Origin of the sequence: Corallococcus sp. CA041A (assembly GCF_003612075.1) — a bacterium.
Lineage (GTDB): Bacteria > Myxococcota > Myxococcia > Myxococcales > Myxococcaceae > Corallococcus > Corallococcus exiguus.
The window spans coordinates 1-13,187 of the sequence record NZ_RAWF01000115.1 but is presented as its reverse complement, the minus strand read 5'-3'; the positions used below and the strand labels follow the sequence as shown (position 1 = coordinate 13,187).

Annotated in this window: 11 protein-coding genes; 3 read left to right on the top strand and 8 right to left on the bottom strand. The window is 70.4% G+C overall.

Translation table 11 applies throughout. The features are described 5' to 3' along the window. Positions 1-201: 201 nt before the first annotated feature. From D7V77_RS21080 to holB, 4 genes are all read right to left on the bottom strand, one after another. The gene (locus D7V77_RS21080; protein WP_120578087.1) at positions 202-2,097 is read right to left on the bottom strand and encodes a M4 family metallopeptidase; all 1,896 of its coding nucleotides are present in this window, start codon (positions 2,095-2,097) and stop codon (positions 202-204) included. A 337-nt stretch (positions 2,098-2,434) separates the two neighbouring features. After that, positions 2,435-2,884 (bottom strand): hypothetical protein, encoded by a 450-nt coding sequence (locus D7V77_RS21075; protein ID WP_120568058.1) that lies wholly within the window; start codon positions 2,882-2,884, stop codon positions 2,435-2,437. A gap of 25 nt (positions 2,885-2,909) precedes the next feature. After that, on the bottom strand, positions 2,910-4,226 hold the full coding sequence (holA, locus tag D7V77_RS21070; protein WP_120578086.1) for a DNA polymerase III subunit delta: 1,317 nt from the start codon (positions 4,224-4,226) through the stop codon (positions 2,910-2,912). Continuing rightward, complete coding sequence (holB, locus tag D7V77_RS21065; RefSeq protein WP_120578085.1) at positions 4,223-5,257, bottom strand: DNA polymerase III subunit delta'; 1,035 nt, start codon at positions 5,255-5,257, stop codon at positions 4,223-4,225. The genes holA and holB overlap by 4 nt, the downstream gene beginning before the upstream one ends. Positions 5,258-5,340: 83 nt before the next feature. Between holB and D7V77_RS21060 the strand changes: the two genes are divergently transcribed. After that, a complete protein-coding gene (locus D7V77_RS21060; RefSeq protein WP_120578084.1) occupies positions 5,341-6,831 on the top strand; it encodes a mechanosensitive ion channel family protein in 1,491 nt (496 codons plus the stop codon). 24 nt (positions 6,832-6,855) lie between these two features. On the opposite strand, the gene D7V77_RS21055 is transcribed toward D7V77_RS21060, so the two are convergent. Together D7V77_RS21055 and D7V77_RS21050 are read right to left on the bottom strand one after the other, a co-directional pair. Beyond that, a complete protein-coding gene (locus D7V77_RS21055; RefSeq protein ID WP_120578083.1) occupies positions 6,856-7,911 on the bottom strand; it encodes a lipase secretion chaperone in 1,056 nt (351 codons plus the stop codon). Positions 7,912-7,933: 22 nt separating this feature from the next. Beyond that, on the bottom strand, positions 7,934-8,863 hold the full coding sequence (locus tag D7V77_RS21050) for a triacylglycerol lipase (RefSeq protein WP_120578082.1): 930 nt from the start codon (positions 8,861-8,863) through the stop codon (positions 7,934-7,936). A gap of 281 nt (positions 8,864-9,144) precedes the next feature. On the opposite strand from D7V77_RS21050, the gene D7V77_RS21045 reads away from it, so the two are divergent. Beyond that, on the top strand, positions 9,145-9,930 hold the full coding sequence (locus D7V77_RS21045; RefSeq protein WP_120578081.1) for a hypothetical protein: 786 nt from the start codon (positions 9,145-9,147) through the stop codon (positions 9,928-9,930). 13 nt (positions 9,931-9,943) lie between these two features. Here the strand turns inward: D7V77_RS21045 and D7V77_RS21040 are convergent, their stop codons facing one another. Then, on the bottom strand, positions 9,944-10,696 hold the full coding sequence (locus D7V77_RS21040) for a pyridoxal-phosphate dependent enzyme (RefSeq protein WP_120578102.1): 753 nt from the start codon (positions 10,694-10,696) through the stop codon (positions 9,944-9,946). Positions 10,697-10,856: 160 nt separating this feature from the next. Here D7V77_RS21040 and D7V77_RS21035 point away from each other — a divergent pair, with 160 nt between their 5' ends. Continuing rightward, the gene (locus D7V77_RS21035; protein WP_120578080.1) at positions 10,857-11,885 is read left to right on the top strand and encodes a lipoate--protein ligase; all 1,029 of its coding nucleotides are present in this window, start codon (positions 10,857-10,859) and stop codon (positions 11,883-11,885) included. Positions 11,886-11,910: 25 nt separating this feature from the next. Here the strand turns inward: D7V77_RS21035 and D7V77_RS45745 are convergent. Further along, positions 11,911-13,187 (bottom strand): hypothetical protein (locus tag D7V77_RS45745; RefSeq protein ID WP_304485876.1); only part of this gene is annotated, 1,277 nt, incomplete at its 5' end.

The following is a 13,187-nucleotide window of genomic DNA, read 5'->3' as shown; positions in this document are numbered from 1 at the left end:
TCCCAGTTCGAAGACCCAGGCGGCCGGACACCCGTTTCCGGCGGGCCTCGCGCGCGGGTCGACACTGGCGTCGGGCGCGGAGACGCGCTTGCCCAACCACCGGAGGCCGGAAACACGACCGCCCCCGGGACAGGAGCCCCGGAGGCGGAAGGTGACCTTCACGAGGCCCGGCGTGGACTCACGCCGGACCTGTGAGAGGGACTAGTAAGTGCCCTTGAGGGACGTGCCGCTGTACGTCGAGTAGCCGCGCAGCAGGATGTACATCTTGCCCGCCGAGGCCTTCGCCGCCGCGCTGCACGACTCGTTGTTGCCGGACAGGTACGGACGGCAGTCGTAGGACGACGTCGTCGGAGCGGAGCCGAACTTGATGTACATGTCCGCGTCGCCCGTGCCGCCGCTCAGGACGTAGGTGGACGCCTTGGAGGCCGGCAGGTCGAGGCAGTACAGGGTCTCGGAGCCGGAGGCGCCGGACAGGCCCGTCTTCGCGACACCGTTGGTCAGCGCGGTGCAGGTCGGGGGCGTCACAGTGCCACCCACGCCCACCGCTTCCCAGGCGGCCGTCACGGACGCCTGCTCGGCCGCGGTGTAGCCCAGGGCCGCGGCGGCCTGGACGGTCCACGTCTTCGCCTGAGCGAACGTGGTGCTCGCCGTGAAGAGGTTGGTGTTGGCGTAGTACCAGATGCGAGCGGCCTTCTCGACGCCGATGCCCGTCACCGTGGGACCACCCGTGCGGCGCGGGTGCACGCCACCCTTGGAGAGCAGCGCGAACGCCAGGTTCGGCACGCCCGAGCTGTAGTGCACGTCCGTGCTGGACGTCACGTTGGCCGCCCAGTCCTTGGACGCGCCATCCTTCGCCGGGTCATCCATGTAGCGCAGGGCGTCGTTCGCCGTGCCCGGCGTCCACACGTCCTCGCCCACCATCCAGATGGCCGCCGCCGTGCTCCAGTTGTTCACGCGGCTCTCGCAGACGGCGCCGAACGTGTCGGACATCGCCTCGTTGAGGCCGCCGGACTGGCCGGAGTACGTGAGGTTGGACTCGTACTCCGTCACGGCGTGGGTCAGCTCGTGGACGGTGACGTCCGCGTCCTTGCCCAGCTCGATGGAGTTCACGCCGTCGCCGTCGCCGTACACCATCTGGGTGCCGTCCCAGTAGGCGTTCACGTAGTTGCGGCTGTAGTGCACCGTGCTGATGAGCGCCGTGCCCGCGTTGTTCAGCGAGTCGCGGTTGAAGAGCACCTTGTAGCAGTCGTAGGTGTAGCCCAGCATGTCGTAGTTGGTGTCGACGTGCGAGTCACCGATGGCCGCCTGGCCCTCGCTGCGCTTGAGCGTGCCCGGGGTGCTGGTGCCGTTGTTCGCGCTGTAGACCTTGCGGTTGAGCGCGGTGTGGATCTCCGGAACGCGCAGCAGCGTGGCGCCGTTGAGCGCGTCCACATAGACGCGGTCGCGCAGCGGCATCAGCTCGCTCTCGCCCGTGACCCGCACCTCGAACGCCAGGCGCAGGCGGCCGTCCTCGGCCTTCACGTACACCAGGCGCGCGCCCTCCGTGGCCAGGCCCGTGCCCTTCGTGTCGCGCAGCGCCGCCGTCTGGGCCGCCTCCGCGGCGACCAGCGGACGCGCGGACACGGTGCCACCGGCGCGCGCGGAGCCGTTCGCGCCGAAGATGGCGCCCGAGCTGTCCACGTGCACCACCAGCTCCTCGCCCACCACCGGCAGACCGTTCAGCGTCTGCGCGTAGCGGATGTGCGACGTGCCCTGCTCGTCCACGTTGATGCGGCGGACCTGCAGGTCGTTCGCGTTCAGGCGGAACAGCGACGCGATGGAGGGCAGCGACCCGGCGATGGCCGTGTGCACGTCCGCGGCCGCGAAGCCCGTCAGCGGGCGGTCCGCCTGGCCCAGGCGGCCCTGGATGGTGTGCGGCGTCCCATCCGCGTTGGTGCCGACAATCTGCGCGCCCGGAATCACGCTCAGGGCGTTCTGGACCTCGGCGACTTCATCCGGCTTCTGCTGATCCTTCTGCGTGTTGACGTCCGCGTCCCCGACGCCGCAAGCGACGAGGGGGAAGGCCAGCAGGGCTGAAACGAAACGGGTGCGAACCAAGGTACTGCCTCCTGCCCGGCGCAAAGGGGGTGGTCGCCGGGACAGGGCTCCTTTCAGCATTTGTCAGGCCAACTCATTAAGTCCGCGAAATGCCTCGCAGTACCGGAAGGCACTGAAAAACAGCTGGCACATCAGTGCCCAGTAAATCTTCTGTAATGTGGAAGCATTCGTTACGAGTCCTTCACAAAGGCCCGTTCTTGCTGGGCTTTTCGCCGTTCATGGGCCCCTGTCCTGAACCATGACAGTGCACACGGGGGGCGTCCTCTATTCGGACAATCCCAGGATGGCGGCTTTTTCTTGCTACGCAAAGCATAACCCCGAATTCGCGCGGCGTGCGTCAGCGCCACACGCCGAGCAGCACTCGCGCGCGCCCGTCCATGGGGAGCGCGGCCTCTTCCACCGTGGTGTAGCCGGCGTCGCGGGCCACGTCGGCCAGGTGCCGCATCCACGGTTTGTAGGGCATCCCATTGTCGGAGCAGCAAGGGACGACGGCGAAGCCCAGCCCGTGGCGCGCGGCGTACTCGATGATGATCCGCGTGGCGCCGTCCGGGTGCATGCCCACGACGAGCTCCGCCTCGCAGGGCTCCTCGAGCGTGAAGAGCCGCTGCGCGTACTTCACGGGCAGGTGCTTGTGGCGCAGGTCGAAGGTGGTGACCGTGCGGCCTCGCTGGGTGAGGGACTCGTTCAGCTTCCCCATGCCGCCGGCGATGTCATAGACGCGCAGGGCCTGGGGAAAGCGCGTGACGAGCAGGTCCGCGAAGAGGTCGAAGCGTCGCTTGTCCGCCATGGCGGCTCCTTCAGCCCGGGCCCCTTCAGGCGCGGGTGCACACCGTCCACAACAGCCGCTCGATGACGAGCTTCCCGCTGGCGGAGGACTTCAGGGCCAGGTCCGCGTCCGCGCACGCCACCAGGGCGTTGAGCAGCTCGCGGCGCTCGTAGCGGGCGGCGGCCTGCATGCCGAACGCGAGCGCCCACGCGTTGGGCGTCTTGCGCTTGGTGGCCTTCAGCTCGGCCTCCAGCTTGGGGAGGATGCGCGCCTCCACGTCGCGGCCGGTGCGCGGCGGTTGGCCGCCCGCGTACTTCTCCAACCAGGCGTGGTTCTCCAAGAGCGAGCGGACAATGGACGCCACCGCGCCCAACAGCTGCAGCGCGTGCGTGCCCTGCCCCATCGCGTCCTCGGCGTAGGAGAGCGCGTCGCGCAGCTCGCGCTTCTGGAGCGCCTCCGTCAGCTCGAAGAACTCCTCCTCGCGCGCGTGGTGCACCAGCAGCGCCACATGCTGCGCTTCGATGGTGGGCCCCTCCGCGTAGACGGCCAGCTTCTCCAGCTCCGACTGGAGCAGCCGGATGTTGCCGCCGATGCGCTCCTTCAGGCCCTCCAGCGCGCCCGGCCCCAGCTTCTTCTTGAAGGGGGCGAGGAACTCCCTGGAGATTTCACTGAGGTCCAGGTCCTTGTGGCGCGCGGCCACCTTGCGCTCGAAGAGGCGGCCCTTGTCCTGCGCGAACTTGAGCAGCGGGCTGCGCGAGTCCACGTCCGTGGCCGCGAGCACCAGCGCGTGCCCCGGCGGCACGCCCTTCTGGAGCAACTCCAGGAGCGCGGACGCGTCACCTTCCGGGGCGCTGATGCGCTCGTCACGGCAGAAGGCCGCCGCCTCCTGGAGGAAGGCCAGGTCCGCCTCCGCCAGGTCCACGTTGAGCTCGTCCTTCCACTGCTCCACCGAAGGCGCGCCGGGCACGCGGGGGTCCAGTTGATCCACGCCCCAGCCCGCACGGCCCGCGAGCGCCAACAGCCGCCGGGCGCCCTCCTTGCGCTTGCCCGCCTTCCACGCGTCGCGCGCCTTGGCCAGCGCGTCGCCCTTGCCCTTCTTGGGCGCGAGGAACTCCGGGTCGCGCACCAGCACCACCTTGCGCCCGGGGAACAGCGGCAGCGTGGCCAATTCCTGCGCCACCTCGCGCGGGGAGGCCGCGTCCAGCACCGCGAGGTTCAGCCCCATGGAGGCGTCCGGCACCAGCGTCTTCACCAGCTCGTCGGCGCCCTTCCTGACCAGGAACTCCTCGCCCCACAGGAGGTACAGCGGCCACACCTTGCCGCCCTTCACCTCCGCCAGCACCTCGTCCATGTCCGCGCTCATCGGCCCTCCACGCACAGTTCGATGAGCAGCCGCTCCAGCTGCAACCGGGGCGCGCCGTTGCGCGAACCGATGGCCGTGCGCGCTGACTCCAGCAGCGAATGCCGCCGGTGCAGCGCGGCCTCCGACGTGCGCTTCGCCGCGTCCTCCGCCAGCGCCGTCATGTCCCGGTTCGCCAGCGCCTCCAGCGCCCCGGCCTTCGCGAGCGACACGTCCCGCGTCCACAGGATGAGCAGCTCCAGCGCCGTGTCCGCGTCCTCGCGCGAGCCGCCGTGCGCCTCCGCGAAGCGCAGCAGGGCCGGGATGTCGTTGCCGCTCAGGGCTTCAAAGGCGGTGAGGACGTCCTTGCGCTCCTTCAGCGCGTTCACGTCCAGCGCGAGCGCTCGGCCCAAGCTGCCTCCGGACATCACCGCGGCCAGGGCGGCGGTGTCCGCGTCCAGCTTGCGCTCCTGCTGCACGTGCCGGGCGACCAGCTCCACGGGCAGCGGACCGAAGTACACCTTGCTGCACCGGCTGCGGATGGTGGGCAGCAGCCGGTCCATGGCGCTCGCCACCAGGATGAGGGTGGTCTCCGCGGGCGGTTCCTCCAGCGTCTTGAGGAACGCGTTCTGCGCCTGGACGTTCATCTGCTCCGCGCTGACCAGGATGGCCACCTTGCGCTTGGACTCCAGGCCGCGCAGCGCCAGGCGCTCCTGGAGCTGCCTTATCTGCTCCACACGCAGCTCACGGCTGGGCGTGCCGGTGAAGTCGGAGCGGCCCGCGAGTCCTCGCGACACGCGCTCGTCGTCCGGCATCACCCAGGTGACGTCCGGGTGCAGCCCCTTGGCCAGGCGCACGCAGCTGGTGCACTTGCCGCAGCCGACCTCCGGGGCCTCCGGGCACGTGAGGGCCTGGGCCAGGCCCACCGCGGCCAGCTCCTTGCCCACCCCTTCGGGCCCGGCGAACAGGTAGGCGTGATGCACCGAGCCAGACCGCAGGGCGGATTGGAGCGCATCCATCGCGCGGGGCTGTCCCTGCACCGAGGCAAGCGTCATGGGGGGCGTGTATCCCCGCTCGCCGCCCACCCGTCAACCGCCACCTTGACCCGTGCGCGCGCCCCCGGTCTGATTCACCGGACGTGTTGAACTTCCTCGAAGGCCACCTCCCCCTGCTGGCGGGCTCCATCCTGACGGTGCTCCTGCTGGGCATCCAACGGACCACCCGCGACCCGGACCTGCGCGACGACCTGCGGGGCGCGGTGCGGATGCTGCTCGCCTTCCTGGTGCTGCGGCTGGCGGCGCGCCTGCTGCCAGAGGCCTCGACGCCGGAGGGCCTGCACAAGTTCGTGAACGTGGGCTGGATGCTCACGTTCGCCTACGGCGTCATCCGGGCCGCGGTGGCGTTCGCGCTGAAGCTGGTGCGGATGCGCTCGCCGGTGACGACGCCGAAGATTCTCCGCGACGTCATCGACTTCACGCTGTACGCGCTCGCCACCGTCCCCATCCTCCAGAGCCAGCTCAACCTGGACCTGGCGGGCCTGGTCGCGTCCACCGCGGTGCTGACGGTGGTCATCGGTCTGGCGCTCCAGGAGACGCTGGGCAACCTCTTCGCGGGCCTGTCGCTGCAGTTGGACAGGCCGTTCGAGGTGGGCGACTTCATCCGCATTGGCGAGCACACCGGGCGGGTGGTGCACATCGGGTGGCGCTCCATCCGCATCGCCAACTTCCGGCGTGAGGTCATCACCCTGCCCAACAGCATGGTGGGCAAGGAGCACGTGAAGAACTTCACCCAGCACCGCGAGCCCGTGGGCATCGAGGTGCAGGTGGGCGTGTCGCTGGACGCGCCGCCCAACCAGGTGAAGAAGGCGCTGCTGGAGGTGGCCCGGGAGATTCCCCAGATCCTGGTGCAGCCGCCGCCCATCGCGCGCACGGTGGGCTTCACGGAGTCCAACACGCAGTACATGGTGCGCGTGTTCCTCAATGACTTCGCGCTGTCGGACAGCGTGAAGGAGGAGCTGCACACGCGGCTGTGGTACCGGCTGCGCCGCGAGGGCATGGAGCTGCCCCACGCCCAGCGCACGGTGACGCTGCGCCGCGAGACGAAGCACCGCCGCCGCGAGCTGGCGGACGAAACCGTGCGCGACCTCTTGCGCCAGGTGGACCTCTTCGCGCCACTGGGCCCGGAGGAGCTGGAGCGCCTGCAGTGCGAGGTGGTGGTGCGCCGCTTCGGCCGCAACGAGCGCATCATCCAGGAGGGCGACCAGGGCGGGACCTTCTACGTCGTGGCCTCCGGCGAGGTCAGCGTGCGCGCCGGCACGCTCCAGTCCGAAATCACGAGGCTGGGGCCGGGCCAGTACATCGGGGAGATGTCCCTGCTCACCGGCGAGCCCCGCGCCGCCACGGTGGTGGCGCTCCAGGACTCCGTGCTGATGGAGCTGGACCGGCCCACCTTCGCGCGCCTGTTCTCCGACTACCCGGGCCTCGCCCGGCAGCTCTCCGCGCTCCTCGCCCAGCGCCGCACCCAGCTGCGCGCCGTGGCCCAGGCCGCGGGCGGCGGGCCGGACCATTCACCCGAGGCGGGCCGCATCCTCGGAAGGCTGCGGTCGCTCTTCGGCCTCACGCACGAATAGGGTTCAAGCGAACCTGATGCCGCCTCACCCGCCTCCGGAACCGGTGGCTGCTTCGATGGTGTCCGCGGCCCCCACCCGGAGCCGCTCCTCCGGGGTGAACGAGTCGAACAGCAGCCGCTGCACCGCGGCCTGACGCCGGGCAGGGTCCGGCTCGCTCTGGCCCAGCGCCTCGCGCTTCGCGCGGAAGTCCGCCAGCCGCTGCTTCCACTGCGCGCGCTCCGCGTCCAGCGACTCCAGCCGCCCGGTGGCCTCTGGCCCCACGGTGGACAGCCGGTGCTGGTGCAGGTCCTCCGCCGTCGCGCCCGCCGCCAGCAGCTCCTGCTCCACGGCCTGCTGCCGCAACGGGCGCACGGCCTCCTCGCGGCTGGCGCGCACGTCCGGGGGCAGCCGCTCCTCCAGCGCCGCCATGCGCTGCTCGCGCTCCTCCTTCGTCAGCGACGCGTCCTTCATCAGCTTCAGCCGCTCCACGGCGACGGCGTCCACCGCCTCCTCCTGCCCGAAGAGGCCGTCGGCCGCGCCGCCCAGGTGCTCCCGGCGCAGCTTGCGCAGGGACTCCAGGCGCTCAGCGGTGTCCATCGTGGCCGCGGAGCCGTTCGACCCCAGGCCCCGCGCTGCCTCCAGATAGGCCAGGTAGTCGTCCAGCACCTGCACCGCTTCGTCCATGGCGGCGGCAGGCAGCTTCTTCGCCCGCAGGGCCGCGAGGATGCGCTCGCGGATGAGCGACGCGGACTCTTCGCCCGTGGCGGACAGGTAGTAGTTGAAGAGCCGGCGCAGGTCCGCGTTCGGCACCAGGTGCCCGGACGCATCCACCAGCACCGCGCCATCCTCCTCCGTGTCCTTGAGCGAACCGGGCAGTGGCGGCAGCGGCGCGCCAGCCTGCGAGTCCGGGCTCGCCGTCACGACGGCACCGGGAACGGCGGGAGACGCCCCCTGCGGCCGCGACCCCTGCGCGACGGGAACGGCGGACGGCGTTACAGCGGGTCCGGGCGCGTCCTCCGCCCGGACCTTCCACCACGAGAAGACGCCGGCACCCAGGAGGGCGCACAGCGCGACCACGAGAATGACGGCGCGGCGCTTCATGGCGGGGCACTCCTGGAGCGGATTACAGGCCCGCGGTCTTCAGGCGGTTCGCCTGGGTGCGGAACACGGACTTCGGGTCGGTGAAGAACGCGGTGAGGCCCAGCACCTGGTTCACTTCGTCCAGGTGGTTCATGTCGTAGTTGTCGCGGATGACCGTGCCGAAGCGCGAGCTGCAGCGGCCCACGAGGCCGTCGTTGGACTCGCTGTAGAAGAAGGACGACAGCTTCAGGGCGTAGTCAGACGCGTCGAAGACGTTGGTGAAGGGATCCGTGCCGGACCAGGAGTAGTAGCGCTGCCCCTGCGTGCCCGTCGCCGCGCCAGTGCCACACGAGGAGGTGGGCAGACCCGCCGGGTACTTCGCGTTGTACGTGGCCGCGCCCGAAGCGGACAGCGCCGTCAGCGCGCCAATCGCGTCCTGGGACTGCGTGTGGCCGGACAGCAGGCCCAGCACCAGGCCCAGGTTGTTCGCGAAGTACGACAGCACGCCCTCCGTGAACGAACCGCCCTTGATGTTCGAGCGCAGGTAGGTGGCCAGGTCCGCGCCCTTGTGCGGCGTGCCCACCGTCGTCACGGACGCCACCAGGTCCGGCCGCACCGCCGCCACGTAGCGCACGTCCAGGCCGCCGTGGCTGTGGCCAATCAGGTTCACCTTCTTCGCGCCCGAACGCGCGAGCACGTCCTGCACCTGCGCCAGCAGCGCCTCGCCGCGCGCCTCGCTCGTGTTGAACTGCGGAACGTGCGTGATGTAGACCTTCGAGCCGCCCGACTTCAGCGTCGACTCGATGCCGTAGAAGTAGTCGAGCACCCCGAACAGCGAATCAAAACCCGCCATGCCGTGCGCCAGCACGATGGGGTACTTCGTCTGCGTGTACGTATCCGCGGCGCGAGCGGGCTGCGCCCAGAGGGCAAGAACCGCGACAGTCAGAACGAGGGTCCGGACGGCGTTTCGCATACAGGCTCCTGATTGGGGAGGGCGGATCATCGAAGGGATTGACCCGCGAATCAGCCCATAAAGCGAGGCTCTGATAAAAATCAAGCCAACCTCAGAATTAACTGAAAAGCGTGTCAGCTCCGGGTCAGGACAGACGCATGTGTTTGTTCCCCTTCCCCTCTGCGACCCGACGCGTCAGAAATCGAGACGCACCGCATAATCGCAAATCAACGCAATGCATTACGACTTCAGCGCCCCGCGTCGGAGTGGCAGCATGCGGGTCCTTCCCGAGGAGCACGCGCTTGGACACCGCCGCCTATCAGGCCTTCACCGTGGAATTGACGCGCAGGGCTGACGCGGACGGCCGTTTCCGAGGGCTCGTGGCGCTGGGCTCGATGGCGGCGCGCGACTACGCGCCGGATGACTTCAGCGACCATGACTTCTTCGTCGTCGCATGGCCCGGACACGCTGAAACATTGAGACAGGAGCACGGCTGGCTGCCCCAAGCGGAGGACGTGGCGCTGGCGTTCCGCGAGACGGCGCACGGCCTCAAGGTCGTGTACCGCGACGGGCACCTGCTGGAGTTCGCGGTGTTCGACCTGGAGGAGCTGGCGTTCGCGCGCGTCAACCGCTACCGCGTGCTGCTGGACAAGGGCGGCGTGACGGAGCGCATGGACGAGCGCGCGCGGGACACTGCGGAGGAGCTCCAGCGCACCGCCCCGGACGACGCGTGGCTCTTCGGACAGTGGCTCACGCAGGTGCTGGTGGGCGTGGGCCGCCACGCGCGCGGCGAAGGGCTCAGCGGGCGCTCGCGGATCTACGAAGCGGTGCGCCTGTTCTGCCTGCTGCTCGCGCGCCATGTCCCCGCCCCTGCTGCTTCGCTGCTGGACGGGTTGGATCCGGTGCGGCGCGTGGAGCGCGTGTATCCGGAGACCGGCGGTGAGTTGGCGCGAGCTTTGGAAGGCGATACGCCGGGCCTCGCGCGCACGCTCCTGCGGCTGGCTGAACGCGAGCTGTCCCACGTGCCCGCGTACCCGCGCGACGGAGTGGCCGCCGTGCGGGCGCGAATCGAAGCGGCGCACCGGTAGGCGCGCGGTCGCATCAGGCGCGGGCGGAGTCCGGTTCCCGGGCGTTGTGAGCGATGACGAGCACCCGTTCAGGATTCGGCTGCCGGCGCGCCCAGTCCAGGAGCGAGGTGAAGGCATCCGGCGCGGGGGCGGCCGTGGCCAGGACCATGCGCGGCTGGTGTTCGAAGAACAGGTCCTCCGCGCCCAGGTTCTGGGCTCCCCACGTGCGCCAGCCGGGCACCGACGTGCCGGGCGCGGGCTGCAGGCCGGTGACGGTGAAGCCACCGGCCATGAAGACGCGCGTCAGACCCACCAGCGTCGCGCCCGTGCCGAAGCCACACACCACGTGCCGCACCGTGGGGAAGCGCTCGCGCACCTGCGCGCGCAACCCCGACGCCCAGGCCTCCACGCACGCGACCATCGCTCGATTGGTGAGCTGCCGGGGCCAGCTCCAGCCCTCGCGCTCCAGGGACTGGGCCTGGTGGAACATGTCCGCCATCGAGTCCACCTGGCGCACCTGCCCCTGGAAGCCGTTGGCGCGCAGGTACGTCGCGCCCGCCGCGTCCGTCAGGGCCACCGTGGGCAGGCCCCGCTCGCGGCCCAGGAGGTCCAGCGCCAGCGCGCTCGACGCGCCGGACAGCTCCACCAGCCCGCGCGAGCCCGGCGGCATCGCGGCCAGGTAGCGCGCGAAGGTGAGGTACTTGAGGCTGCCGGACGGCTGCGCCCCACCCCACAGCACCACCGGGCCGCCCGCACGAGGACGCGACAGGGAAAACACTCCACGCATGGCCGCCCCCATGGCGCGCACCCACACTCCGCGCCCGACACGCGCCGGAGTCTTCCGGAGGCAGCCCCCCTCGGCCATTGCCCCCGGGGAGGAAGGGATGTCCTGAGTGGGACGGCGCAAGTCCCTGCAAGCACGTGGCGGGCGGTTATGCTCCGCGCCCATGTCTCAAGCCCCGCGCGTCCGCATCCTGCTGTCGGAGACGTACAACCCCTGGTTCAACCTGGCGACCGAGGACTGGATCTTCCGCGAGTTGGATCCCTCCACCCAGACGCTCTTCCTCTGGCGCAACGACAACACGGTCGTCATCGGCCGCAACCAGAACCCGTGGTCCGAGTGCAACCTTGCGCGCATGGAGGAGGACAAGGTCTTCCTCGCGCGGCGCACCAGCGGCGGCGGCGCGGTGTTCCACGACCTGGGCAACACCTGCTTCACGTTCCTGTCCGCGAAGGAGGGCTACGACAAGACGGCGAACGTCCGCATCCTGCTGGACGCGCTGTCGCGGCTGGGCGTGACGGCGCAGGCGTCCGGGCGCAACGACCTGGTGATTCCGCTGGAGGACGGCCCCCGGAAGATCAGCGGCAGCGCGTACCGTGAGACGAAGGACCGCGCCTTCCATCACGGCACCTTCCTCATCCACGCCAACCTGTCGCGGTTGGCCAACTACCTCACGCCGCACCCGAAGAAGCTGGAGTCCAAGGGCAGCGCGTCGGTGCGCTCGCGCGTGATGAACATCCGCGACCTCCAGCCGGAGACCTCCCATGAGTCGCTGGTGAAGGCGATGATCGGCGCCTTCTGCGACTTCCACGGCGCCACCGCGGAGCCGGAGCTGCTGGAGCCCTCGTTCCTGGAGAGCCAGCCGTCGCTCAAGCGCACCTTCGATCACTACGCGTCGTGGGACTGGCGCTTCGGCAACGCGCCCCGCTTCAGCCACCAGATGGTGGAGTACCTGTCGTGGGGCTTCTTCGAGGTCCACGTCGACACGGAGAACGGACACATCACCCGCGCGCAGGTCTTCTCGGATGCGCTCTACCCGGACCTCGTGCAGGACCTGCAGGCGGAGCTCACCGGCAAGCCGCACAGCCGCAACGGGATGCAGCAGGCCGTCGCCGAGGTCCGCGCCCGCCACCCCTCGCAGGAGCGCGAGCTGGCGGAGCTGGAGACGTGGCTGATGGGCCAGGTCGAGGTCTGACCCGGCCCATCCGCCGTCACTTCACTCAGCGATGGCCACCACCGCCGTGGCCACCGCCGGAACCGCCACCCCAGCCGCCGCCGCTGCCACCGCCGCGGCTGCTGGAGCCGTGAGACGAGCCACCGCTGGAGCCGCGCGAGGAGGAGGAACCCCCGCCGCGGCCGGAGCTGCCGCCACCCCAGCCGCCGCTGTTGCTGCTGGAGGACCCGCCGCTGGTCTGCTGGACGCGGCCGGAGCTGCCGCCGCCCCAACCGCCGCCGTTGCCGGACGAGGAGCGTCCCCCGCCACCCGACGACGGACGCCCGGGGCTGGAGCCGCCACCCGACGACGGACGCCCGGGGCTGGAGCCGCCATTCCAACCGCCGGAGCCACCGTTGGACTGGTGCGCGCCGCCACCCGACGACGGACGCCCGGGGTTGGAGCCGCCACCCCAACCGCCGCTGGACTGGTGCGAGCCGCCGCTCGTGCCGTTCCCACCGGGGGGCGGATTGCGCGTGCCACCCCAGCCGCCGCTGTTGCCGTTGTTCGACGAGTGGACGCCGCTGCCCTGCGGACGATAGGGCCCGGGACGGCTGTTGCCCCGGCCACCGTTGGACGAGTAGCGCCCGGGCGACGCGTCATGCGAGCGCGGGCTGTTGTACCGGTACGGCCCCGGGCGCGAGTAGTGATAGCCCCCCGGGCGGTAACGGCTGTGCCCGTAGTCGTAGTAGCGCCACGACACGCCCGGATACCGGTACCACGAGCGCAGGAACAGGTTCGGACGGCCGAAGGAGAACGAGATGTGCGCGTGGCGGTAGACCGGCACGACGACGCGCACCGAGCCGTTGTAGCCCCACCCGCCGCCCACGAACGCCCAGGACGGGCCGCGGCGCACCCAGTGCGGCGACACGAACACCAGGCCCGGACGCGGCGGCTCCATCCAGGAGCCGGAGACCCACTCGTAGCCGTTGGCGCCCCAGTACCAGTAGCCCGGAGCCCACGTGTAGCCCACGGACGGCGCGGGGGGCGGCGACTCCACGCGCAGGGCCGGAGGCGCCTGGGTGGCCGTCACGTCCTCGCTGGCGACCTCCACGGGGATCTCCACCTCGGTGGAGCCCTCCTGGGCCCAGCCGCCGGACACCCAGCGCCAGACGTCGTCGTCCTGCGCCCAGTAGCCGTTGACGTACTGGTAGCCGGGCATGCGCTCCACCCAGCCGCCGGACTTGAACTGCCAGCTGTCGCCGTCCCAGTACCAGTGCCCGGACGTCCAGACCGCGCCGGCATAGGGCCGGGGGGTCGGTGACTCGGCGGGCAGGTCAGGGG

Coding starts and splice junctions, on each gene's coding strand:
- D7V77_RS21075 (WP_120568058.1), bottom strand. CDS start 2,884: ATGGCGGACAAGCGACGCTTCGACCTCTTCGCGGACCTGCTCGTCACG.
- holA (WP_120578086.1), bottom strand. CDS start 4,226: ATGAGCGCGGACATGGACGAGGTGCTGGCGGAGGTGAAGGGCGGCAAG.
- holB (WP_120578085.1), bottom strand. CDS start 5,257: ATGACGCTTGCCTCGGTGCAGGGACAGCCCCGCGCGATGGATGCGCTC.
- D7V77_RS21055 (WP_120578083.1), bottom strand. CDS start 7,911: ATGAAGCGCCGCGCCGTCATTCTCGTGGTCGCGCTGTGCGCCCTCCTG.
- D7V77_RS21050 (WP_120578082.1), bottom strand. CDS start 8,863: ATGCGAAACGCCGTCCGGACCCTCGTTCTGACTGTCGCGGTTCTTGCC.
- D7V77_RS21040 (WP_120578102.1), bottom strand. CDS start 10,696: ATGCGTGGAGTGTTTTCCCTGTCGCGTCCTCGTGCGGGCGGCCCGGTG.
- D7V77_RS21035 (WP_120578080.1), top strand. CDS start 10,857: ATGTCTCAAGCCCCGCGCGTCCGCATCCTGCTGTCGGAGACGTACAAC.